23 protein-coding genes and 1 tRNA gene are annotated in these 21,196 nt (G+C 58.3%); 11 read left to right on the top strand and 13 right to left on the bottom strand.

Annotation, left to right across the window (positions count from 1 at the left end; translation table 11 throughout):
* The first annotated feature begins 69 nt into the window (after window positions 1-69).
* From BN1724_RS13050 to BN1724_RS03920, 5 genes are all read left to right on the top strand, one after another.
* The gene (locus tag BN1724_RS13050) at window positions 70-282 is read left to right on the top strand and encodes a hypothetical protein (RefSeq protein ID WP_058234320.1); all 213 of its coding nucleotides are present in this window, start codon (window positions 70-72) and stop codon (window positions 280-282) included.
* On the top strand, window positions 279-944 hold the full coding sequence (locus tag BN1724_RS03940) for a hypothetical protein (RefSeq protein WP_058234319.1): 666 nt from the start codon (window positions 279-281) through the stop codon (window positions 942-944). The genes BN1724_RS13050 and BN1724_RS03940 overlap by 4 nt, the downstream gene beginning before the upstream one ends.
* Before the next feature lie 320 nt (window positions 945-1,264).
* Window positions 1,265-2,110 (top strand): hypothetical protein, encoded by an 846-nt coding sequence (locus BN1724_RS12845; RefSeq protein ID WP_157085741.1) that lies wholly within the window; start codon window positions 1,265-1,267, stop codon window positions 2,108-2,110.
* Window positions 2,111-2,637: 527 nt separating this feature from the next.
* Window positions 2,638-3,129, top strand: coding sequence for a single-stranded DNA-binding protein (locus BN1724_RS03925; RefSeq protein ID WP_058234316.1), 492 nt, complete (start codon window positions 2,638-2,640; stop codon window positions 3,127-3,129).
* A gap of 1 nt (window position 3,130) precedes the next feature.
* Window positions 3,131-4,411 (top strand): hypothetical protein, encoded by a 1,281-nt coding sequence (locus BN1724_RS03920; protein ID WP_058234315.1) that lies wholly within the window; start codon window positions 3,131-3,133, stop codon window positions 4,409-4,411.
* 267 nt (window positions 4,412-4,678) lie between these two features.
* Here the strand turns inward: BN1724_RS03920 and BN1724_RS13260 are convergent, their stop codons facing one another.
* From BN1724_RS13260 to BN1724_RS03905, 3 genes are all read right to left on the bottom strand, one after another.
* Window positions 4,679-5,065: a hypothetical protein gene (locus tag BN1724_RS13260; RefSeq protein ID WP_231928145.1), complete on the bottom strand. Its 387-nt coding sequence runs from the start codon at window positions 5,063-5,065 to the stop codon at window positions 4,679-4,681.
* Window positions 5,066-5,290: 225 nt separating this feature from the next.
* Window positions 5,291-8,905: a MobF family relaxase gene (gene mobF / locus BN1724_RS03910; RefSeq protein ID WP_231928267.1), complete on the bottom strand. Its 3,615-nt coding sequence runs from the start codon at window positions 8,903-8,905 to the stop codon at window positions 5,291-5,293.
* 2 nt (window positions 8,906-8,907) lie between these two features.
* On the bottom strand, window positions 8,908-9,279 hold the full coding sequence (locus BN1724_RS03905) for a hypothetical protein (RefSeq protein WP_058234313.1): 372 nt from the start codon (window positions 9,277-9,279) through the stop codon (window positions 8,908-8,910).
* 236 nt (window positions 9,280-9,515) lie between these two features.
* Between BN1724_RS03905 and BN1724_RS13555 the strand changes: the two genes are divergently transcribed.
* The gene (locus BN1724_RS13555; RefSeq protein ID WP_407919315.1) at window positions 9,516-10,016 is read left to right on the top strand and encodes an HNH endonuclease; all 501 of its coding nucleotides are present in this window, start codon (window positions 9,516-9,518) and stop codon (window positions 10,014-10,016) included.
* A 51-nt stretch (window positions 10,017-10,067) separates the two neighbouring features.
* On the opposite strand, the gene BN1724_RS03895 is transcribed toward BN1724_RS13555, so the two are convergent.
* From BN1724_RS03895 to BN1724_RS03885, 3 genes are read right to left on the bottom strand one after another with little or no spacing between them, the layout of a single operon-like run.
* Window positions 10,068-11,393: a MinD/ParA family ATP-binding protein gene (locus tag BN1724_RS03895; RefSeq protein WP_058234311.1), complete on the bottom strand. Its 1,326-nt coding sequence runs from the start codon at window positions 11,391-11,393 to the stop codon at window positions 10,068-10,070.
* Between the two features lie 16 nt (window positions 11,394-11,409).
* Window positions 11,410-11,646: a hypothetical protein gene (locus tag BN1724_RS03890; protein ID WP_058234310.1), complete on the bottom strand. Its 237-nt coding sequence runs from the start codon at window positions 11,644-11,646 to the stop codon at window positions 11,410-11,412.
* A 2-nt stretch (window positions 11,647-11,648) separates the two neighbouring features.
* Window positions 11,649-12,332 carry a ParA family protein gene (locus BN1724_RS03885; RefSeq protein WP_058234309.1) on the bottom strand — a complete coding sequence of 228 codons (684 nt, stop codon included), beginning with the start codon at window positions 12,330-12,332 and terminating at the stop codon, window positions 11,649-11,651.
* A 313-nt stretch (window positions 12,333-12,645) separates the two neighbouring features.
* On the opposite strand from BN1724_RS03885, the gene BN1724_RS03880 reads away from it, so the two are divergent.
* Entirely contained in the window at window positions 12,646-13,062 is a 417-nt protein-coding gene (locus tag BN1724_RS03880) for a hypothetical protein (RefSeq protein WP_157085739.1), read from the top strand.
* A complete protein-coding gene (locus tag BN1724_RS03875; RefSeq protein WP_058234307.1) occupies window positions 13,059-14,183 on the top strand; it encodes a C40 family peptidase in 1,125 nt (374 codons plus the stop codon). Before BN1724_RS03880 ends, BN1724_RS03875 begins: the two co-directional genes overlap by 4 nt.
* Before the next feature lie 185 nt (window positions 14,184-14,368).
* On the opposite strand, the gene BN1724_RS03870 is transcribed toward BN1724_RS03875, so the two are convergent.
* Together BN1724_RS03870 and BN1724_RS03865 are read right to left on the bottom strand one after the other, a co-directional pair.
* The gene (locus tag BN1724_RS03870; RefSeq protein ID WP_058234306.1) at window positions 14,369-14,686 is read right to left on the bottom strand and encodes a glutaredoxin family protein; all 318 of its coding nucleotides are present in this window, start codon (window positions 14,684-14,686) and stop codon (window positions 14,369-14,371) included.
* A gap of 618 nt (window positions 14,687-15,304) precedes the next feature.
* The gene (locus BN1724_RS03865; protein ID WP_157085738.1) at window positions 15,305-15,739 is read right to left on the bottom strand and encodes a hypothetical protein; all 435 of its coding nucleotides are present in this window, start codon (window positions 15,737-15,739) and stop codon (window positions 15,305-15,307) included.
* Between the two features lie 812 nt (window positions 15,740-16,551).
* Between BN1724_RS03865 and BN1724_RS03860 the strand changes: the two genes are divergently transcribed.
* Window positions 16,552-16,746: a hypothetical protein gene (locus tag BN1724_RS03860; RefSeq protein ID WP_058234304.1), complete on the top strand. Its 195-nt coding sequence runs from the start codon at window positions 16,552-16,554 to the stop codon at window positions 16,744-16,746.
* 382 nt (window positions 16,747-17,128) lie between these two features.
* Here the strand turns inward: BN1724_RS03860 and BN1724_RS03855 are convergent, their stop codons facing one another.
* The 4 genes from BN1724_RS03855 to BN1724_RS12840 all read right to left on the bottom strand — a co-directional run bounded on the left by BN1724_RS03855 (window position 17,129) and on the right by BN1724_RS12840 (window position 19,486).
* Window positions 17,129-17,425, bottom strand: coding sequence for a hypothetical protein (locus BN1724_RS03855; RefSeq protein WP_058234303.1), 297 nt, complete (start codon window positions 17,423-17,425; stop codon window positions 17,129-17,131).
* On the bottom strand, window positions 17,422-17,970 hold the full coding sequence (locus tag BN1724_RS03850) for a hypothetical protein (protein WP_058234302.1): 549 nt from the start codon (window positions 17,968-17,970) through the stop codon (window positions 17,422-17,424). Before BN1724_RS03850 ends, BN1724_RS03855 begins: the two co-directional genes overlap by 4 nt.
* A gap of 149 nt (window positions 17,971-18,119) precedes the next feature.
* Window positions 18,120-19,262 carry a helix-turn-helix domain-containing protein gene (locus BN1724_RS03845; RefSeq protein WP_058234301.1) on the bottom strand — a complete coding sequence of 381 codons (1,143 nt, stop codon included), beginning with the start codon at window positions 19,260-19,262 and terminating at the stop codon, window positions 18,120-18,122.
* On the bottom strand, window positions 19,262-19,486 hold the full coding sequence (locus tag BN1724_RS12840; protein ID WP_157085737.1) for a hypothetical protein: 225 nt from the start codon (window positions 19,484-19,486) through the stop codon (window positions 19,262-19,264). The genes BN1724_RS03845 and BN1724_RS12840 overlap by 1 nt, the downstream gene beginning before the upstream one ends.
* Before the next feature lie 92 nt (window positions 19,487-19,578).
* Between BN1724_RS12840 and BN1724_RS12505 the strand changes: the two genes are divergently transcribed.
* Entirely contained in the window at window positions 19,579-19,935 is a 357-nt protein-coding gene (locus BN1724_RS12505) for a helix-turn-helix domain-containing protein (protein WP_084252733.1), read from the top strand.
* Here BN1724_RS12505 and BN1724_RS03840 read toward each other — a convergent pair.
* Window positions 19,901-19,974, bottom strand: a tRNA-Lys gene (locus tag BN1724_RS03840). The two genes, BN1724_RS12505 and BN1724_RS03840, sit on opposite strands and share 35 nt — an antisense overlap.
* Before the next feature lie 349 nt (window positions 19,975-20,323).
* Between BN1724_RS03840 and BN1724_RS03835 the strand changes: the two genes are divergently transcribed.
* Window positions 20,324-20,974 carry an endonuclease III domain-containing protein gene (locus BN1724_RS03835; RefSeq protein ID WP_172797071.1) on the top strand — a complete coding sequence of 217 codons (651 nt, stop codon included), beginning with the start codon at window positions 20,324-20,326 and terminating at the stop codon, window positions 20,972-20,974.
* Window positions 20,975-21,196 lie beyond the last annotated feature (222 nt).

The raw sequence follows: 21,196 nt of genomic DNA, 5'->3' as shown, positions 1-21,196 counted from the left end.
TGGTGTGAATGTTGTGAGGATCGGTGTGACCCGCAGGACGTTCACCTGCACCATCAGGACTATGCGGGGGTGTCGTATCACGATGGCCAGTGGTTGGCGATGGAGAGGGATGAGGACCTGGTAGTGCTGTGTACCTGGTGTCATCGGTATCTGCATGCGATGTGGGATCGAGATCCAGGCTGGTCGTTGCTTGATCGTCGGGAGGCGACACAGCGCAGCATCTCCACGATCCGCCGGAGTTTGCTGGTTGCGGCCACGAAAGTGACCGGGGGAATGCTGTGACCTGGGATTTAGATGAAGCGGCCAGAGGCTTACCTGATGTGAGCGGGTTTCGTAAGGTCCTAGAGTCTGAGGGTTTTGCGACCTTACCCGTGGTTGAGGGGGTCAAAGAACCGGTTCCGGGTGTCTCGGTCGAGGATCAGGAGCCGGGGGTGGGGGAGGTGCTTGATCAGGCGAAAGCATTGGTGAGTGCGTCGGGTTCAGGTACGGTGCTGCCATTGTGGCGGGCAAGCCGGGTTCAGGTCGGCCAGATTGTCCCGGAGGTGTTGGATTACGGGGAGTGGCTGCGGCAGGTGTATCTCCCGACCGAGTTGTTGCCGTGCTGGGCGCTTCATCCTCAAGTGTGGGCTGAGGTGGTGGCGCTCATGTGGTCTTATCGCGCAGCGTGGAGTGCGGAGGATACGGGGATGGGGCCGGTGCTGTGGCATGAGCATTTAGAGCTGGCGCGGATGCGCATGGTGCATCGTCACGGCGCGTGCACAGCGCGTGATCATGCGCAGCCTGCGGGGCCACGTCTACCGGTGCATAGACAGGTGAAACTCGCTGATGTGGAGATATGGCGGGGTGGGTGGCCCCTGTTTGAGAGCACACCTGATCAGGGGCGGGATGTTGTGTCCCTGAGCGACTGGGATGAACCACAAAACCATAAAACCGCAAAACCATAAAATCATGAAATCGTGACATCGCGGGGATGTAGGGGTGTTTAGAACCTGAGGAGTGAGATCCCGGGTGGCGCGGTGGATAGATGAAGGTGCTTTATCGGGGAGGTACCTGATCGTGGCTAAGGAGAGTCCTCATGAGTCAGGTTCGGCGAGGTGGAGCACATCCAGGGGCTATCGCGACGAAAGGGGTGGGGGATCGCAGGGTGTATTTATCCTCGTCTGCGTGGCGCGGCCGCACGGAGCGATTTCTTTCGGGTCGGGTGATGCCTGATGGTGGGGCGCGGTGCGCATGCTGTGAGGAGCAGCGGTGGCCAGGGACGGTTGTGGTGCTGCACCTGTCCTATCAGCGCGTGTCCTGCCGGGGTGGTAGGTGGCAGGCGCGAGAGCGTGATGAGGATCTGATCCTGGTGTGTCGCTGGTGTTTAACGTTGATCCATATGGACTGGATGCGCCAGGGCCGGGTCGGGTGTCGTTCTCGGCGCCAGGTGATCGAAGACAGCCTGAAGACGGTAAAGCAGCAGGTGAAACTGTATGCATCGGATTCGCCAGCGTTTGACATTCATCAAAGTCATGTGTGTGCAGACATTCATCCCGACGGTGACGTCATCTATAAGGCGTATCTCGCGCTTTCCCCTAAGAAACCGATGTCTGGTCGGATGCGTCGGGCAGATGTTGCTCGGGCTGAACGCGCCAAGATGGGGATCCAGGATCGGCAATCATATTTGTCCTCACCGGCCTGGCGCGGCAGGCGTCAACGATTTTTACGTGACAGTGTGAGCGTGGACGGTATGTTGCGGTGTGCATGTTGTAGCCAGCGGCGTTGGCCAGAGACGGTGGAGGTATATCACCGGCACTATGCAGGTGTGTCGTGTCGGGGTGGTAGGTGGCGGGCGCGGGAGCGTGATGAGGATCTGAGGCTGGTGTGTTGCTGGTGTCTTTCATTTATATATATGGCATGGGATGAGGATCCAAACTGGAGGAGTTTACCCCGTTATCAAGTATTCGAGGAAACGACTGATTGGCTACTTTTCTATCGCGGCTTATATCAACGCGTGTGGCCTCGCCGTGACGCAACGAAACCTGATCATTATCAATACTTTGCATATGATCATCATCCGGTTGCAGAGGATTATGTTTCGTTACTGATTAAACAAAAGGAATTATTGTGAGTACGTCTAATCCTTGGCTTCGCATGGAGGATCAGGAAACCATAAAACCACAAAACCGCGACACCATAAAACCGCGACATCATGATGCGGTGAATGTAGCGGGTGGGGCTGTGGGGGTGCAGGGGAAAGGTCGGCATTCCTCTGAGCAGGTGATGCCACGGTGGGAACGGGATTTCCTGGCGTATATCGCGGCGCGTGATGCGGTGGCGCGGGAGGAACAAACTCAACAAGAGCGCAAGGGACGAGCATAAAAGGGCTAGCCAACGTGGCTCCTGAGTAGACGTATAAGGCTGAAGCTCGATGGTGTGACAGCCGTACGCAGGTGTGATTGGTGAGATGCGTGATCGCCACTGTAAAGACCGTGGTGTTCACTGTGAAACCACAAAACCATGAAACCGCAAAACCGCAAAACCACAGCGTTGGGTGTGAGGTGGTTAGAACGCGGGATGAGTGATCCCGGGTGCTGGGGGTGGATAGGAGAGGTGCTTTATTGGGGAAGTGCCGTGCATCGTCCAAGGAGAGTCGTCATGGGCATTATTCGTCGGGCCGAGGGTATTCAGGGAAACCTCACCAAGAAAGGAATCGCCACGGGACAAACCGCCAAGGGTATGGACTGGGCGAATTTCGATCTGGCGGTCACGCGCCGGGCTCGTAATGAGCAGGGGCAGTGGCATGATGCGGGCACAGATTTTTACCACGTTGCCTGCTACGGGGCGCTTGCCCGTCATGCTGTAGCCTCGCTGCACGGGGGAGATCCGGTGGTGGTCTCGGGGGAGTTATCTGAGCAGTCGCGCATGGTGGCAGATGCGGCGGGGCAACCGGCAATCCAAACGCGTCAGGTGATCAAGGCCGACCTGGTAGCCCCGGACCTACACATGGTAGATGTGCAGCTGAATAGGTCCCCCGCAGTAGAGAACTCCCCGTCAGAGTCGTTACAAGCAAGAGAAAAAATGGCCGCAGACTGGTCTGATGTGACAGTGCGGCAACCGGGATCGGCGGGCCCGACGGCGGGAATGTGAGATGGCCGCGGATCAGGAGACCTACAGTGAGCCGCTGCTCTCTAGCGGGGTCGAGGCGGGACTGATCGCGATGATGCTGGTCATGCGTGCTGGCCGGGTGACAGCACGCATGGCCGCTCGCAGGGCTCACATGCGAGCGGAGGCGATGCGCGCCGGCTCATACCCGGGCCCGAACCCGTCGCGAGGTCAGCAGCAGGTGGTGGGGCAGATAGAGCATGCACATGGTGTAGGCAGTGTGCTGACGGGTCTGGATGGGCAGGTGCTGGTGGAAGTACGAAAGCCTGTGCAGTTAGTGGATGCGGATGACCGGGAGACCTTGCGCCGTCAGGGCTGGGTTGTCGACGGTGAAGAGATGGTGATGCGCCAGGAGGCGCAGACCGCTCAGCGTGAGCTTAATGATCAGCAGCGGGCATGGGTAGCCGCTGACCGCGACGCGGTGGCCAGAGCGTGTGCGACGATGCGCCAGGACGGTGCAGCCGCACCGAGGGATGCCCAGACCCAAGCGCTGGTCTCTGATCCTGGTGCCCGGGGTGTTGATGCGCGGGGCCGGTGGATGCTGGCCGCTGGCGCGGTGGGGGTGGTAGCCGCAGATGGTGTCGTGCATACGCTGCATCGCCACGAGGCCACAGTGTTTGATGGGGAGAATCTTCACCAGGCCCGAGAGTTTATCGACCAGGTCTATGGCCGGAGCGACCTGGTCGATGTCACGCAAGATCCTGATGGCCACACGATCATTGAGGCTCCCAGCGACGGCGTTGGAGCACAGCTTCAGCAGGATCTGAGTTCAGGCGTTTTGACGGAGGATTTTCATACGTGGCAGCAGATGGGGCCACAGGGTCGGGAACTCTCTTTAGCTCAGGCACAGGGCCCCGACGAGCAGAGGGCAGCGATCTGGGTTGACCACTCCGGCACGCCACAACCACAACCAGCGGCCCCATCCGTGTGGATGGATCATCACGGCCAGGTGACGAGCGCGGGGGATTATCGCGATGGCCACCCCGATGGGGCGTGGACGTTTATGAGTCCTGAGGGTAACGCCGAGATCACCACACAGTATGAGCTGGGTCAGGCTAAGCAGACACAGGTGCGCACACCTGAGGGAGAGTGGGTTGATGCCTCTAGTGCTTCGCCTTTACCAGATGGTAGCGATGCGGCGGCTGAGAACGGCGAAGTGATGGCAGTGAATGCGCCGTGGGATCGATCGGATATGCCGGTGAAAGATCCTTCTACTTCTCTTAGCTCGGCGCAGCCCTCTTCTGGGCCAAATCCTGTCCGCCGATAGGTCGTGCGCACTCGTGGGAAAAGAAGGAATCCCACTTTAAGAATCAAGCGCACAGCCATGGAGGCAGTGAGTTAACTAGGAAGACACTTGCGATAATAAGGACTCCCATGGCAAAGCAGAAACCTATTATCGCCACATATATTTTAAATAAAAAACGTGCAGCTTTTCTTCTAGGCATACGTGGACGTAGTACATATCTATATGTATAGAAAGTGCCGAACATAAATAAAGATATAATCCAGAGGTAGAGCACCAGGTCATAGAAACTCATTGTGACCGCTTCCCTAAGCAGGCCACGCCGAGATGCCGTTGACGCACGATCCGATATTGTCCCTGGTCTATCCACTCGTAGGGGATGAACACATCAGCCTGTTCGCAGGGATCGCGTGCCCAGATCGCGTCATGGGCGTCCTGCCACGCTTGTGCAGAACCCCACCAGGGGACAGGACTCTTAACGCCGCATCCCCACCGGTGGCGGATGACCGTGAATTGTGAAATACAGAGCGCTCTGGCGGTCTGTCGTATAGACAGTCCTGCATATTTCGCATTGAGGATCGCCATATGGAGTATGTCTGCTTCCATCGTGATCGCCACGCTAGCCCGCTCACGCGCTGCGCGATACGCCTCGCTACTACTGACAAAATCCGTGGACATCAGTTCTCTCCTTGGCGGGAACAGCGGCCAGGCTAGCCATGGACCGTGCGGCAAGCTGGTGTCAGATGCGCCTGGTTTATTTGGACTCCTCTATCCACCGCCGAGGCAAGATGCAAACGGGTGAAGTTCTAAACACAAACCACGTGACTTTATAGTTTTGCGACACCCACGCGGACGCCTCCCATACAGACGATCACGTGGACCTGTCTCGGATGGGGTAGGTGCTCACATTCCTGGCCTACGCCCCAGATCTACTGCTGGTCGTGCTGGCGTGGGTGGAGGCGGGCAGGCTTGTACCAATGCCCGCTCTAGCTGGTTATAGACGGTTTGACGACGGGTATCGCGTGGGTCAGGGCTAGGGCCTAGGGGCAGGGTGTCATCGTGGACGTCGAACATATCGCGGTAGATCATCACCAGGTCTCGTAACCGGCCAGGTGGTACCTGGTTGGCCCAGGGCTGGTGAGTGTGAGCTGCACGCTGTTTGAGTTCTTTGTGCCGCATGTGGATGTGGTTTTCCACCTGGGAGGCTAGATCCATGACCGCAGGATCCACCTCTGCGCTTAGACGCGGGGTCTGGCCAAGAAGAAACGCGGGATGATCCATCAGGTCATACGGCGCCGCAACCTTCCGCAGACGAGAGGCAAGCAGCGCAGCCTCATCCTTAACCTCAGCAGTCACGGGCCGTACCAAAGAATCGGTGGCGGAATGGGGGTCAAGAATCATCGCGGTACGCCACGCAGCCCGCAAAGATGTCCAGGCCGAAGATTGGGTCAGGGCTTCACATCGACGGTGCCCAAGAAGCTGTTCGAGATCCCTACTACTGGTGCACGAGGCTACATATTCATACCGGGCAATGAGGGTTTTTAGACTGTGATCCTCCTCGGCAAGACGCTCACGGGCTAACGTGGCAGCAACCGGGGCCGCGGTGATCGCGATCGCGCTGGCCAAACGATCCGCACCCAGAGGGTGATCAACAGCGGCGATCACACTGCCCTGAGAGGACTGCGGTTGGTTCTCGTCACGGGCTTCGGAGTCCTCGCCAATAAAGGCGATATTGGTTTCTCGCCCGCGGGTTAAGGCCACATAGACCAGCTCATGGGGGATCGTGGAATCGGTCGGCATCACGAAATACCCGTGATCAACAGTGATGCCTTGGGCGCGGTGCGCGGTCACTGCGTAGCCAAGCTCAATGTGCTTGGCCATCCAGGTGGCGGGAAGGCGGATGAGCGCATCGTTGTCTTCCCGCCGACACGTTGCTGACCCATCCGGATGAATCTTTGCCACCGTGAGACGGGATCCGTTTCGGATGTACTCGCCGGTGGTATCACGCAGCTTCCGGTCGATCTGACGCGCGATCACCCAGTCTCCGATCCCGGCATTTAAATCGCCGCGGATAGGAACCGTCATACGCGCATCGACCTCACCGGCAACGCGCCGTTCATGCATGAATCGCTCATTAAGATCGCTAACCAGTGCGTTGGTAGAGGCAATGAGGGCACAGGAGCGTCCAGCGGTCTGATCCTCGCGGGCTGCACGAAACGCGGCCTCCAGCATGGCCTCATCCTCGCCCGTGCGTAGGCGATCATGAGCCTCGTAGATACCCACGACCGCTTTGGCATCATCCAACGACTGTGCTGTGCGCAGGCACAGGGAGGCATTCTTTTCCCACGAGTAACGAAATCGAAACAGGTTGGTCAGCTGATAGCACGCAGTGGTTTCGGTCTTGGCCAGCAGATCAAGTCCGCCTCCGGTGTGGATCGCATCGAGTTGGTGGGGATCCCCCACCATCACCACCTTCGCTCCAACCTCAGTAGCTTGGCGAGACAGCGCAGCCAGATCGTGTGTGGAGACCATCGAGGCTTCATCAATGATTACGAGCTGGCCAGGGCGCATCCGCCAGCGGGCAGCGGCGCTGTGGGTGCGGGCGAGTATTCTGCGTGCACCCGGATGCTCGCCGCGGCGGTTCTCATCCGCGAGTGTCATGCGTGCCTGTATGGCCTCATCCTGGCGACGCTGGTAGCCCTCCCCAGTGGTCTCATACAGCCATTTCGCGACCGTGAGGGCCTCAGCGTTAATCTCTCGGGCCAGCACCGAGGCGGCTTGGGCTGAGGTGCACAGCCCCATCACCTGGCCATGACCATGCAGTTGATCCCATCCCGTGGCCAGAGCCGACATGGTGGTGGTTTTTCCCGATCCAGCCGGTCCGATAATCACCGAGATCCCCCTTTGATCCGTGAGTACCCCGTCGGCCGCGGCGCGTTGATCTTTAGCCAGGCCATGCCCGCTCTGACGGACCTGGTCACGATCAATCCGGTCCAGGACGCGGTGAGCATCGGTATGGCTGCTGCCTGGCCCAGGATGCTGGGCTGCATCCAGAAGCGCTTGCTCTGCATCCAACACCACACGATGAGTAAAGATATGCCGAGAATCCTCATCAAAGATTGTGGCTTCACGGATCATCAACCGGGTATCAGCGGCCAGTGGCGGGGTCAGGGCGTACTGGCGGCCGCGCAGCGTCACACAATGCCCAATCGCCGCATCCACCACAGTTTCGATGATGCGATCACGCACCTGGTGCGTGGTGGCATGCACCCCACGCAGCAGTCGTTCAACATCCGCACGCAGGTTAGCCCTAGACCAGGTCGTTTTCGATAAACCCGCCTGGCGTGCGATCTGGGCGCCAACCTGCTCCAGGAGATCTTGAGGGTCACTAACGGGTTTACCATCTAGAACCAGGGCCCCGAGATACCTCATCAGGACCGGGTCTTGGGGGCTGGAGACATTGAGTGTGGGCGCCGGTGCCACCTCTGGGTGCAGAACCTGGCCGATTGCCTCATCCGCGCTGATCCCCGCCTCCTTAGCAGCTTCCCGCCATGTGGCGCATTTGATCGAGAGTGGGGTGACTGTTTTTTCCTTTGGTTGTCGCGAATCTCGCCAGGCGTCCTGGCGCAGTTTCGCCTCCAGTCTCGGGGTCATCCGCATCCCCTGGGCAATAGCCTGCGCCCGATAGGTGTCATACAGCTGCATTTTCTTGCGGGCCCGCTGCGAAAACAATTCCGTCAGCCGTGGATCCAACCCCTCAACATCGGGAATGATCGCTTTGCCCTCACCATCACGCACCGTAAACGTTAACCCCAGCTCGCGATGCAACTCATCTAACAAAAGATTTAAATGGTGTTCGGAGGCCGCCACTGCCCCCTTATATAAAGCCCGCGAGTCTAACGTCACCCATTTATCATCGTGGGTACGTTGCACACGATTAGAAACCACCACATGGGAATGCAAATGAGGCTCCCCCTCACGGTTATCCCAATGACGCCACCTTCCCGCAATCACTCCGTGAACGGGAACTGACGCTACCCCGCCATGCCCTGCGCGAGATTGTACGACGCGCCGTTCAAGATACTCAATAGCTTGACTAACAGCTCGATCATGACAATCCGCTATCCGTGCTTGAATATCTGGCGAAGATAACGCCCACAACACACTCACGCTCTTGGGGACAGTAAACGTTAAATCAAATCCGGAAACATCTGTACTCGTTTGTTTCGTGGACTCAGCCAACTGATTCTCAGCCTGTCTACCCGGACGTTTTCCTAACACCTCCCCGGTGACAGGGTGAACAAACTTCTGGTAAAGCGCGACGGCTGCTGAAGCACTAATATCCCCGTTTAGATTCGCATATCTAGCGCCACTTCCTACCCATTGTCCGGGAGGGTTACCAGAGGCCGTGTAATATGCGGTGAGTTTTCCTTCGCCCACCGTGGTACCTCGGTCTATATCACCCGTTGTGACCGTGCGCTGTAAATATTCTGTCGAGCTGATCTTCGTGATATTCATACTCATTGCAGGCCATCCTGGTAAAGGCTGATCCGCTCTACGACCGGCGGGGGCAGATGCTGTGTGGAGCCCATCGCCCGCACCACTTCCGCCAGGAAAACAGCCAGCATCCGTGCGTCAGAGCGCACCCGAGCAAGCTCACGCTCGGCCTGCTCGCGGGCCCTGACCGCATGATCAAGATCCTCACGCAGCCGCGCGATCACCCCATCACGCATCGTGCTTATCTCATCGCGGTGTACCGCCACCTGCAGGGCACGACGATGCGCGCGCGTGAGGTCCCGCACGAGGTCAGCTCGCGCCGCAGGCAGTCGAGGCACTTCGGTTTCGGCGAGGTGTCGCCCGCGGGCTTTCGCCCGACGTCGTCGTTGCTGCATCGTGCGGGCACAACGGGTCGAGCAATACCGCACCCGGCCCTTGGGAAGCGGGGCAAAACACGTGGCGCATTGTCTAGGAGTCACACTTAACCACGTCCAGACGCCAGGAAAATCAGTGAGCTTCTGTCGTAGGTACGACGCATTGGTGCCAGAGGTCCGTGAGCGGTTTTTCTTCTAATTTCTAAGGTGATTGGGGTGGTGGTGTTAGGTGCTGGGTAGTAGGTGGTGGGGTCTTGATGGTGTGGTGTGGGTGGAGGTGTGTGGAGTATGTCGATGATGGTGTTCGGAACTGGCATGGGGCGGTGCGCAATCCGCGGATCCGGCGGCGGTTTTGGGCGCGGTGTGTGCCGGATCTGGGGTCGGGGTGTGTGGTGTGGACCGGGGCGATCTCCGGGCGTGGCCACGGCCGGTTCTGGGTAGGGCAGGGATGGGTGGTGATCGCTCACAGGTATGCGTGGGCTCTAACCCATGACCAGATACCGCCCGCGATGATTGCGCACCGGTGTGATAACCCGATCTGTCAAAACCCTGACCATTTGGTAGCCAGCAGCCCGCGCGAGAACGCGATGGACTGGGTGCACCGGCGCGATACGATCGGCTCCCCGCTACGGGATGTGCGCGGCGCACACGGGCGGGCAATAGCGATCCGTCAAGCAGTAAGGGAGGGACGCGATCTTACTGCTGTTCTCGCGGAAGGGATCTCTGATGCTGATCGGCGACAAATACCCTTGTGGTAAATCATTAAGGGGGAGACAGAATATCTGTCTCCCCCTCTTATAGTGTGTGGGTTAGAGTCCCCGGGCGACCGCAGCCGCGGCATGCAACCATGCACGTTGGGTCGCGTTTTGCAGCGCCGCGTGATGTAAAACCCCATCAACAATGGACGGGTCATGGGGAATGGTAATCACATCGCGGGTCACGCTTTGATAGCCGTGGACGATGCGTTGAATATCTTGGGTGGTGGCGCGCGGATCAGCCTGAGAAATGATCGCGATCGCATTCTCAGCCAGCTGGGCTGCGTGCCCTCCACGGTCGTGAAGAGCATCTAAAAGAAGCGCGCCGGCTTCAGCATGATCAGCCCGGGTCGTGGTGGCAACGACAATTTGATCAGCGTGCTCAATCATGCGTTGCCACATCGGGTCACTTTCATCATTTCCTGAGTCCATAATGATCACGCGGTAAAACTTGGCCGCCACTGCGTGAATACGGTCCACATCAGATGGGGAAATTCGTTGCTCATGGGCTAAGGCCAGGGGCTGGGAACGCAACACATCAAAACGATCCCGGGTTTGATGATGGACGTAGTGGGCAAGGTCCGCAGATTGAGCTCCGGTGCCCAATAAACGTTCGGCTTCGGGAAGAAGATCCAGCACGGTCGCGTCATGGGGGCCTTTTTCCGTTCTCCACCCTAACGTGCCGCGAGTTTGATTATGATCCCACGCTAAAACCCCGGCGCCACCATAGCGGGCGAAGATCGCCGAGAGAAAAACCGTGGTTGGGGTTTTCCCCGCGCCGCCTTTGCCGTTGACCACGGCGATAGTGCGCGGGCCAGGCCAATGCTGGGAGACCGCTTGGACATCGGCGCGCTCGGCCCGCTCCTCCTGGGAAGGTGCGGTACGGATCCCTAGCCGGGTCAGGGTCCCGCGCCACCCTTGCGTGGCTGGTTCTTCAACCGGCTCGTTCATCAAAAAGGTTTCCCGCGCCTGGGCGCGCATCTCCATACGGGTGCGCGGACGCGCAGGCTCAGCCGCGACCAGGCCGGCTGGTATCTCAGGGGGTGTTGGTGTGGACGTTGCGAGCACGGGGACCGGCTCATCGGGCGGCGCGGTGGCCAAGGATGGTTTAGGTGATGCCGGCTGGTAGGGGCCTAGGGGAGGTGTCGTGGAGTCGTGGACCGTGCCATCGGGGTAGATCACCAGGGGCCACTGGCCTTGGTCATCTCGGGCCATCGCGTGGATTGCTTCACCGCGCATCATCGCGGCCTGGCTAAGGTAGCTGATCGCTGCGGTACGTGCCGCAATCAGATCCTTCTCAAGCAGCGGCATCGGCTTCCCAGCAATGGTCAGTTCCCCGCTTCCATCAGCGTGCAAGGTGACATCGGCATAGATCGTCATTGTCTCGTCCTGTCGGCTAGATCGTCGTGTTCTCGTATGTGGCAAGGGCTAGGCGCAGCCCCTCATTGACCAGGTCGCTGATGCTGATCCCGCGCTGGACCGCGAGCATTTTGGCGTGGCGGTGAAGCTCGACGTCCAGCCACACACTGGTGTTTTTCCGCGGCGGAGACTCTAGATTCTCGGGGCGGCGAAAGGTCTGGGCGACCGGGGTCGGGCGGGGACGCTTTGGTTTGCGTGCGTAGGGGTTAGTCATGCTCACTGTCCGATCAGGGAGGTCTGCTGGGCCAGCATCGGTTCCATGAAGTTTTCGTCCTCGTAGATCTCGGCTAAATCCAGCATGATCTGGGCTGCGATGGCGTCATAGCCAAAGAAATAGGTGGGACAGCGAACGGTTTCGGCTTTGATCGCGGTGCGCGCCAGGATCGGTGTCTCAAAATGCGGGGCGCCTTCATCAATGAGCGCGGCCACAGTATGACGGTAGGCCGTGGTCCGCGGCTCAGCCCGGGTCAGCAGCACCCGTGTGCGCCGGTGTGCGGTGGTATCCAAGCTGCGCCACATACGGCGCAGATCAAGGGGCGAGGCGGTCGTGGGAATCACGACATACGTTGCGGTGTCAATGGCCACCTGCGCCACGTCAGGAGAGTGCGGACCAGTATCAACGATCTGGAAATCCACGGTGGCAGGGAGTGGCCTGCGCAGCGCTCGAAGATTTACCGGCACCACGTCAAAGGGCAAGGGATCCCCGTTATCGGCCGCATCATCAGCCCACTCGGTGGCATCACCTTGCGGGTCCGCATCCAGAACCTGTACTCGGTATCCGCCAGCTTGAAACGAACAGGCCAGCATCACTGCGGTGGTGGTTTTCCCGGTGCCGCCTTTACTGCTGGCCACGGTGATCCTCACCCCGGGAGCCGGGTCTGGTGAGAGGGGTGATGTCATGGTGTTCTCCTTGGGTTTTAACCACAAAACCGTTCGTGGTTTTGTGGTTTTTAGGTTTTGTGGTTGTAACCATCCACGGTGGTGGGCGCCAGGAAGTGCCGGGTGGTTCTAGAAATTTGTGGTGATGGGTCAGGGCGTGGGGCGTGAGAGGGTGCACGAGCACAACGAGTAAGGGGAGATTGTGATGGCGCGAGGATTGAGAGTATTTGGGGGTCTAGCGCTGCTGGCTGCGTGCACGATGACGGGATGTTCTCGCCCGGACCCGTCCCCACCGCCTCAGGTGTCCTCTGTAGCTCCGCCACAGACCGCTTCGGTGGCCGCGTCTTCTACACCAAAGACTCCGATGGCACCGTGGGCCACCCCGACCTTGGACGGGCCTACCGATCTTGGTCCGCCAGCTGCATCGGCGAAAGACCAGGCGGAGGCGATCGCGGCTGCGATGGCTACTATGCAGGCATTTACAGCGCACCCGTCCACGGATGCGCAATGGTGGGAAGGCTTAGCCCCGCATCTGACGCCCCCGGCGCAGCAGGTGTGGCGTTACACCCTGCCCTCGAAGATTCCCGCCTCTCAAGTCCACCAAGCGCGTGTGGTCTCGGTCAGTGCGGTCACGGCCGATCTTGATGTGCACACCGATGCGGGGGTGTATGAGGTCACGCTCGTGCGTGATCAGCCGAGTGATCCGTGGCTCACCTCGGCGATCACGCCACCGCAGGAGAGTATGCGATGAGCTTTGGTCTGGGGAAGATGCTGGGTAAAGCGATGATCCTCATTTCGATCGTGTTGGTGGTGGCCATCTTGATGGTGGGGCTGGTGACCAGTACTCAAGGCTCTGCCGATGCAGCGGCCTGTGGACCAGAGGGCGGTGAGGCGTTAAGTGCGGATGTTCAGGGTGTTGATCCGATTACACCGTATTCTCGTGACGCGATGGGGCGGGCTGCTGTGATCATGCGGGTGGGTCGTGATCTGGGGGTCCCTTTTCGGGGGCAGTTGATCGCGGTGATGACCGCGATGCAAGAATCTACTTTGGGTGATAGCGCGAGTTCGCGGGTGCCTAATGCTGATCATGATGCGGGTCCATTTCAACAGCGAGTGATCACGCCTGGTGTCTCGGGGGCCTATGGGACCCTAGCGGAGGTTAATAATGTGTCGTGGGCTGCGAAAACGTTTTACAAAGGGGTCTTAGAGAAAAACGGGTCCGGTATCGCAACTGGGCACCATATTCCTGGGCTGAGTGATATCCCCGGGTGGGAGAGGATGCCGTTGACGGTGGCCGCGCAACGGGTCCAACGTTCGGCCTACCCGGAGGCCTATGCCAAACACGAGGCGAAAGCTCGAGCGATCATGAGCGCCCTGTCGGGGGTGAATGTTCAGGTGGATCCCACGCAGCCCGGGTCGGCCGTGTGTGCTGGTACGAAACCTGGTAGTGGGGTGGATCTCAGCGGTGTCTCCGGGACTGTTGCCGGTGCGATCCAGGCTGGGCAGTCCACGATCGGGGTGCGATATCTGCTTGGGGCAGGGGGACCATCGGGCCCTACCAGCGGGGCTCAGGACTGCTCGGGGCTGACCTCATTCTCTTATGCCAAGGTCGGTGTCACGTTGCCGCGCTCTGCGCGTGCTCAGTGGGCTAGGTTGCGCAGTAACCAGGTTCAAGTGGCAGATATTCGCCCGGGTGATCTGATTTTTGAGGCGTGGGGGAATCGGCTTCAGCGCGGGGTGGTCTCCCACGTCGGGATTTATCTTGGTGGCGGCAAGATGCTGGAAGCGTCCGAGTCCGCGGGGCGAACCCGGGTTAGTCCCGCGCGGTTATCTGGCCCGCAGTTTGTGGGTATCGCTCGTGTGATCCCGTAGAAAACTCTCCCGATGGACAAGGTGAACGTTCTGTCATGGATCCTGTATAGAACGGGACCACAAGCCCGTGCCCACGCTGGTTAAGGAGGGGATCTGTTTGGTGCGGGAGGCGCTAGTCGGGTACGGCACCTACGTGCCCACCCCTTTTCGACAATATTGTGAGTATGCCTGCTCTAAACGGATGGTTACGGGGTTAAAGAGGGGGTGGGGTTTGGCGCTGGGGCGGCAGGCTTAGGGATAGGCGGAGCAGAGTGTGCGTTGGTTTGGCTGGTATGGCTCTTGATGGTGGCCTCAATTTTCGCGATGTTCAGGCCAGACCACTGCTCGGTCTCGGTGATCACTACCGGGGCTTGACGGTGCCCAGCGGCGCGTAGTTTATCAATCTGATCCGGTGGGATGGTTGCCAGGTCATGTTCGGTATAGGCAAGACCTGAGTTATCAAAACGACGTTTGGTGAATAGGCACGGGCCACAGTGAGGGCGGGTGTAGATCTGAATGCTCATACTCGTTCACGTCCACGAGCTTGGAGAACGGCCTACGACTGCACTCTGATGGTTTTTAGGTTGTGTGGTTTTATGGTTTTGAGGTTTCCTGGTTTTGTGGTTTTCGTATGGTGAGGTGGAGTGATGGGGGCTGTGAGTGAGTCTGTGTGTGCGTGTTCGGTTTCCGCTGGGATTCTTTCCCGCGTCGAGGACTGTACGAGGCTTAGGTGCTGAGTGACCTTATGGATGGCAGCGAGCGTCACCCTGGGGTTCTGTGTCCGAGCGGTCTTCGGACTAGCTCGGGTGAGCAGATCGAGGTTTGAGTCTAAGAGTGTTTGGCGGTCTCGCATGCAGAGGTAGTCATGGGTTTTTGCCTCGGTTTGTCGAACAGGGGAGAGGAAGGAGTTTTGTAAGGTCGTCTTTCGCTGCTGATGTCGTGGAAAATATCGGCGCCGAACATGCACAGCGATATCAGTAGTGATACATATTGGGGTATTCCCAATGTGGAGAAGCTATTAACTTAAATGTGCAATAGCGCCGTCAATGTGACGTTCATCGAGCTCGCGAAGGTCTGTGAACACTAGTTCGGGTCAGCTAGAAGCCATAAAAGTATGAGAGGTATTGTTGCCTTGGCCTACGTTAGCGGCCCTGGGCAACTGCAAATCGGTGGTTAAGTTCTCGGGCAAATACCTCAACCCCACCTTCAGGGTCCATTGCATCCACCAGCTCACCCACTTGCACACACATCACAATCCACGTGGTCAGCGCCTGTGCATCCTCTACGCTTAAGAAAAGTTTTGCCCGCAGCCTCGTGAACAGATCCTTCTCAGCCTCAATGACTTGCGAGATCGGGGTGTACTTACCGTCATACAGTGGCTGCCACCTAAATTCCACCTCTATACACTGGCCACCCCTAGACAGCACGGTCACCAAATTGATGCTGTGATTACGTCCTGGGATTGATGCCATCGTCAAAGCACAGATCTGCACTGCGGACGGCACCCGCATTTCTCGAACAAACTCTCTGATCCTGGCTTTGACCTGCTCAGTTCGGGTTTTCTTATCCATTATCATCACCACATGCTCTCTGTATTCGTGCGCACCATTCACGTACCGATTCACCCGCAGCCCGCCTAGGGACCCTGGCCCCAGCTTCACGCCGCTGCTGTGCCTGTTGTCGTTCCTGCTCTCGCTGGTCACGACGACACATCCAGCACGAGTCCGCCCGCTGATCTGGGTGCCGCTCACACCGATCAGCATGAGCAGGCACCGGTAGTATTTCTGGTTCTAGCCGGCGAAGCCACGTGATCACCGCACCTGGCCCCGCACCTATCCACGACCGCGCCCCCACCCACACCCTCAGATCTTCTACCCCAATCCCCCGAGCAATCGTCTGGGACACTTCGCGTTCTAGCGGACCAGAGGCCAACGCAGCCGAAACCGACGAGGGCAGTGCGGCGCGTAGCGCACGCACAACTCCCCGAACCTGTCTCGCATCCACCACCAGAGCGCTATGCGCCCCACCAGAATCTTCTATGTCCCTTCCACCCCGAGGGGTACGAGAAGGTTCTAGCCGGTGGTGTTGGTTGGTTGGGGTTTCTAGACCTCCGAAGGAGGGATAGAAACCCTTCGGGTTTCTTATTGGTTCTGTTGTCAAATTGACGGGTACAAACGCACCAGATGACGGGTACATAGAAGGTTCTAGACGTAGAACCTTCTGAACCGGGTGCATTCTGCCCCGCGCAGATCGTCTGCGAATCCTTGGCCGTGTCCGGCCAACCCGGCGCGGACATCGACGCACACGAGGTGCCCGACCCGGCTCCGCCGATAGACCCGGTCCATCTACGGGCCCAGGGGCACTCTGTTCACCACCAGGATGTCGGTCCGTGCGAGCATGGGATGCCACCGGCGTCACCGGTTTTATTCGTCTGGTGGGCTCAGAAGATGCAACCTGGGGGTTCGGTGTTGTGGCCGCGGTGGCCGCCGGCTTAGAGGCAGATGCTCCACCTGCCGCAGGTACAGGTGGCGAGACCTCAGACTCGCTAGTAGCGGTCTGCATCCTTAAGCTAAGAACCTTCTGACCACTAGGAGCCTTACCCCGACGCGCCCGCTGTTTATCCCGCTGCCACGACCGGTACTCTTCAAAACGCCGTGCTTTATCCGGGGTGATGTGCATCTTCGTGCCATCACAATCCCCCGGACACTCCAGATGCATCACCCACGCCCGACACCCACCCGGACCAATGGCTGGTGACCACTCACCGAGCGTGACGAGTTCTTTTAACCCGCGACTGACTGAGGTCAACGAACACGATGCTTCTTCAGCAATCCAAAACGCCCCCGGCCAGGACAAGCGTTCATCGGTGTTGTAGTGATTAGCTAACGCGACAGCCACCAGGCGAGCCGTTCCTTTAGCCTGCGAGTGTGCGAGAACTTTCGCACCCGCTTGGATACTCACCCCAGTTAACCCACCAGGTGCTGCACACTACGATCACACGTGACAGGGCACCTCACCAGCAGGCGCATCATAATCTTCCCATCCAAACACGCACCGACCTGCTGCCACTCTCCCAACGCGATCAACTCATATAACGCCCGGTCAGCCTCCGCAGGGCTGCAATTAGCCCAACGACAAATCGACTCCAACGTCGTCGAAGTACAGTCCCAATCAATCACGTAACTGTTGGCCAAGATCAACGCCACCAACCGGGTTAACCCCGTCGCCTGCGAATGAGCCAGCACCAGCTCCATTTCCATCATCGTGATCTCCTTGCTTCCTCATGCTCGGCGCTAAAACACTCCCGGGGAAGCCCCGAAACCTCACTCATCAAGGTCCGAAGTTCCTCTCTTAATTCACGTCCGCGCACAGGTTGTTCCGCGAGACTTCTAATCTCCTCCCACCGGGCCACCCCACCCGGCTGAGCGATGATCAGCGCCCGCACCCGATGCATCACCCCCAGATATTGGTGCGGTCTGTCCGGTGTCTGTTCCACCGCAGGCAGAGCCTCGATCACCTCGTCCTCCCACTCCACCCGGGTGAGGACCCCCAACCCGTCGCTGACCCGTTGACTGCGCACAAACTTTTTGATCTCGAAATAGGCTCGTCCGCACGCCCACCGGCGGATACTGGATGCATCATCCCTGGTCACCCACAAATCCAGATGTGCGATCAGATCACAAGCGATCGTGTTCATCGCATCGTCATACAAATCCAGCATCCCCGCGTGTTTCAACACGCTCAGCACTAAAGGACGCTGGTCTTGCACCGCATCCACCACCAGACGGTCTATCGTGTCTTTATCCATCCCACTATCGCTTCCTTGCTGTCGTGGCTCATTCTCTAGACAGGTCGGGGTGCTTTCTCGTAGGCTGGTGACTGATCGGCACCCCCTGACATGTGCAGTGATCATTTGGGTCGGCTCCCTGTGTAGCGCAGGGGCCGACCCCCTTTTCGTCATGACACATCCCCAGCAGCGGCAGCAGTCAACTCTGCGTCCATACCACCAAATTTTTGGATCATCATCGCGAACGCGGTCCAATGCGGCTTGAGCACATCCCGGATCATCTCTGCCGGCAACGACGTCAGCGGCAGCTCATACAACAGCGCTAACAGATCCGCAATCAATTCGAGAAGCCCCGGCCCAATTGCTTGACACACAGCATCTTTCGCGCCTTTCACGGTCACGAACTCATCCGACCAGATCACCTCTTCCGCGAGATACGACATCACCGACTGAAGATCCCGCAAGGAGTATTCGGCATCCCGGACCAGCTGGTCCGGGGGGATCTCCTCAACCACAAGCCCCGCCTGCTCAATAAGATCCTGGACAGTGGCCTTGCCCTGCGCAGCCCGCTCCCTCAAATCCGGAACCGGGGCGATAATCGCTTCAATCTCTCCCAAATCCGAGGAGATCGTGCGTTGAGAAACACCCAACTGTTCAGCAATCTGCTGCTGAGTCAGCCCCTGGGAACGTAGATGCACCGTCTCTAACTGGCGCTCTACTTTCGAGACCGCCGTACCCCGTTTACCCGGGTACGCACGCCCGTCCAGGCCCTGCACCACCGCGTTCCCCAACGAGGACTTCTCGACGATCTCAGCCACCCGTCCAGCATCACCACTGGTCACAGGCTTAGCAACTGATGCATTTGCATCAGTTGCTAAAACGTCAGCACCCTCTAGACCTTTAGCAACTGTCTCAGATGAGACAGTTGCTAAAGCATCCGGGCCCATCGCATCTTTAGCAGGTGTCTCAGATGAGACACCTGCTAAAGCATCGCGATGCGCTGTGTCCTTACCAATACCCAGCACGGCTCCGATGGCTCGGGTGGAGAGGCCAGCCTGAGTGAGCGCCTGGACCCGGTCACGCCGTTCCTCGATCGTGGCCCACATCCGCGCTTGAGCAAACTCGACCGAACATAGCTCATCCCAGGACTCATACCCCAATGCCAGCCACGCCCGCCCTTGATAGGCGGTCATCACCAGCTGGTCCACCATCGCCATACCGTCTAAGACCGTGGTTGACCACTCCCGGATCTGATCCACAAGCTCCTGCGCATGCTCCCGCGACAGCACAGGCTCCTGAGCCTCCGCACTCATCAGGCCACCTCCTTGGCCCGTTGAGCTTCAGCAGCGAGAAGCCACTTACGCAGAACCTCACCGGAGACTGCGACCTGACCGTCGGTAGCGACGGTCAGACGCGCAGACACTTCATTCCAGTTGGGAGGCTGAACACATCGACGTTCATCCATTGCCCACTCCCACAGGCCTCCATGTCCGGATGTACGCAGGAGCAGGTCTGCCAGTCTCGCCTTATCGCTCATGAAAACGACGTTAGTCGTTTTTTTTAGACTGCACAAGCACTACAGTGGATCAATATGGATTTCCATACACCTTCTCATATAGATTCAGCTTCATGAGAAGAAATACTCCCCCTACGGTCGAATCTGCCGACGCCAACCACGCGACCCCCACTGATGATGAACTTATCTCGGCATCGATTCGAGCTTTGGCTGCCGGGCGAGGGGTGAGGAACGCTGAGTTAGCTCCGATCCTCGGCATCAACAGGGCGTCAGTTTTCAACAAACTCAACGGAACTGCCCCGTGGAAAGCATCCGAGGTTGGCGCTCTCGCCCGCTACTTCGATGTCTCTACCGACGACATCTTCAACGGCTTGGGCCTCTTTGGCGGCAACGCAAAGAGCCTCCACCGGGATTCGGTGGAGGCTCTTTCGCGGGTGCGCCATCAGGGACTCGAACCCCGGACCCGCTGATTAAGAGTCAGCTGCTCTAACCAACTGAGCTAATGGCGCGAACAGGTAAGACTTTACATGGATCGCGGCTCAATGCGAAATCGAGAGTGGGTACTGTGAGCGACAAAACATCGGCTCGCCATCCTGGGTGAGCTTCTGGCTGAGGTCGCCCGTAATTCCTCTGTGCACTTCTCACCTGCCCACTCCCTGCGAACCGCACATGCCGCATTGATCGGGTCATCGGGCTTGGAGACTCCCTCCCGCTGTTCCGTACGGTGCTGTCATCCATGTCGCGGTGGTATCAGGGTGCGAGCTTGGGATACGGCACTAGCGATGCCGCTGTCTCAGGTGCTCATCGTCGCATAGCCTAGGAGTGCTAACGGTGGTGTGGGATGGAAATAGAATGAACGTGACGATCGACCTGCGAGAGCTGTATACCGTTCTGCAAAAGGGTCTCGGTCGGGTTGACTGGTGGCCTGGTGAGTCGCGGTTTGAAATTGCGCTCGGTGCGATCCTCGTGCAGAACACGCGCTGGCAAAATGTAGAACGTGCAATATCCAGGTTTCGCGATTATGAATTGCTTGACCCGGAAGCTGCATCGCAAGCAGACGACAAGGTGCTTTTGAACTGCATCTGGCCGTGCGGTTTTCATAATGCAAAGTTCCGCGCGGTCCGCGCCTTGTCGCAGTGGTATGTACAGAATTTCGATCAAGGTGAAACCGATGACATCGAGCTGCGTGCAAAGCTCTTAAAACTTCCGGGCGTGGGTTTCGAGACGGCTGATGTTTTGATGCTTTATGTGTTCGACAGGCCTATGTTTATCTCTGATGCGTATGCGCGTCGTATGGTGGGGCAAGTCTACGGTTGCTGGTTTAAAAGCTACCAGGCTGCTGACGCTATATTGGGTGTTCGATTCGAGGACGGTCACTTCTCGTTGGATGAGGCGCAACAGTTTCACGGTTTAATTGATGAGTGTGGAAAAATGGCTTCGGCGGGGGAGAGGCCTTGGCCTGTGGTATCGAACTCGGGGTTGAGCTGGTTGCCTGAGCGTCAGGCATAGATTCCAGCGACATCTATTGCAGGAATAGATTGCACGAGACTTTTTGTTGCATGCTGAGGCGCGTGATGTGTGCAAAATACGATCTCGACAGCGGCGCTGCCTTAGTTTACTCATTCGGTGATCGGAAATAGCGGTGTGCATGCTTCAGTAGTCCTAAAGGGCATAACTGGCCTTCTTGCCAGCCACCTAGTGCCAAATTCCCAGCCATCTAGTGCCAAGGTT

The sequence above is a fragment of the Devriesea agamarum genome, assembly GCF_900070355.1.
In the GTDB taxonomy this organism is placed as follows: domain Bacteria; phylum Actinomycetota; class Actinomycetes; order Actinomycetales; family Dermabacteraceae; genus Devriesea; species Devriesea agamarum.
The sequence above is the reverse complement of the archived record's forward strand: the minus strand, read 5'-3'. Positions and strand labels throughout refer to the sequence as shown.

Bases quoted from the DNA above. Each gene is read 5' to 3' on its own strand.
- BN1724_RS03905 (WP_058234313.1), bottom strand. From the start codon at position 9,279: ATGCAGCAACGACGACGTCGGGCGAAAGCCCGCGGGCGACACCTCGCC.
- BN1724_RS03870 (WP_058234306.1), bottom strand. From the start codon at position 14,686: ATGAGCATTCAGATCTACACCCGCCCTCACTGTGGCCCGTGCCTATTC.
- BN1724_RS03850 (WP_058234302.1), bottom strand. From the start codon at position 17,970: ATGGATAAAGACACGATAGACCGTCTGGTGGTGGATGCGGTGCAAGAC.
- BN1724_RS12840 (WP_157085737.1), bottom strand. From the start codon at position 19,486: ATGAGCGATAAGGCGAGACTGGCAGACCTGCTCCTGCGTACATCCGGA.
- BN1724_RS03865 (WP_157085738.1), bottom strand. From the start codon at position 15,739: ATGATAATGGATAAGAAAACCCGAACTGAGCAGGTCAAAGCCAGGATC.
- BN1724_RS03895 (WP_058234311.1), bottom strand. From the start codon at position 11,393: ATGACGATCTATGCCGATGTCACCTTGCACGCTGATGGAAGCGGGGAA.
- BN1724_RS03875 (WP_058234307.1), top strand. From the start codon at position 13,059: ATGAGCTTTGGTCTGGGGAAGATGCTGGGTAAAGCGATGATCCTCATT.
- BN1724_RS13260 (WP_231928145.1), bottom strand. From the start codon at position 5,065: ATGTCCACGGATTTTGTCAGTAGTAGCGAGGCGTATCGCGCAGCGCGT.
- BN1724_RS03920 (WP_058234315.1), top strand. From the start codon at position 3,131: ATGGCCGCGGATCAGGAGACCTACAGTGAGCCGCTGCTCTCTAGCGGG.
- BN1724_RS03845 (WP_058234301.1), bottom strand. From the start codon at position 19,262: ATGAGTGCGGAGGCTCAGGAGCCTGTGCTGTCGCGGGAGCATGCGCAG.
- BN1724_RS03885 (WP_058234309.1), bottom strand. From the start codon at position 12,332: ATGACATCACCCCTCTCACCAGACCCGGCTCCCGGGGTGAGGATCACC.
- BN1724_RS03855 (WP_058234303.1), bottom strand. From the start codon at position 17,425: ATGATGGAAATGGAGCTGGTGCTGGCTCATTCGCAGGCGACGGGGTTA.
- BN1724_RS12505 (WP_084252733.1), top strand. From the start codon at position 19,579: ATGAGAAGAAATACTCCCCCTACGGTCGAATCTGCCGACGCCAACCAC.
- BN1724_RS03925 (WP_058234316.1), top strand. From the start codon at position 2,638: ATGGGCATTATTCGTCGGGCCGAGGGTATTCAGGGAAACCTCACCAAG.
- BN1724_RS03890 (WP_058234310.1), bottom strand. From the start codon at position 11,646: ATGACTAACCCCTACGCACGCAAACCAAAGCGTCCCCGCCCGACCCCG.
- BN1724_RS13555 (WP_407919315.1), top strand. From the start codon at position 9,516: ATGGTGTGGTGTGGGTGGAGGTGTGTGGAGTATGTCGATGATGGTGTT.
- mobF (WP_231928267.1), bottom strand. From the start codon at position 8,905: ATGAATATCACGAAGATCAGCTCGACAGAATATTTACAGCGCACGGTC.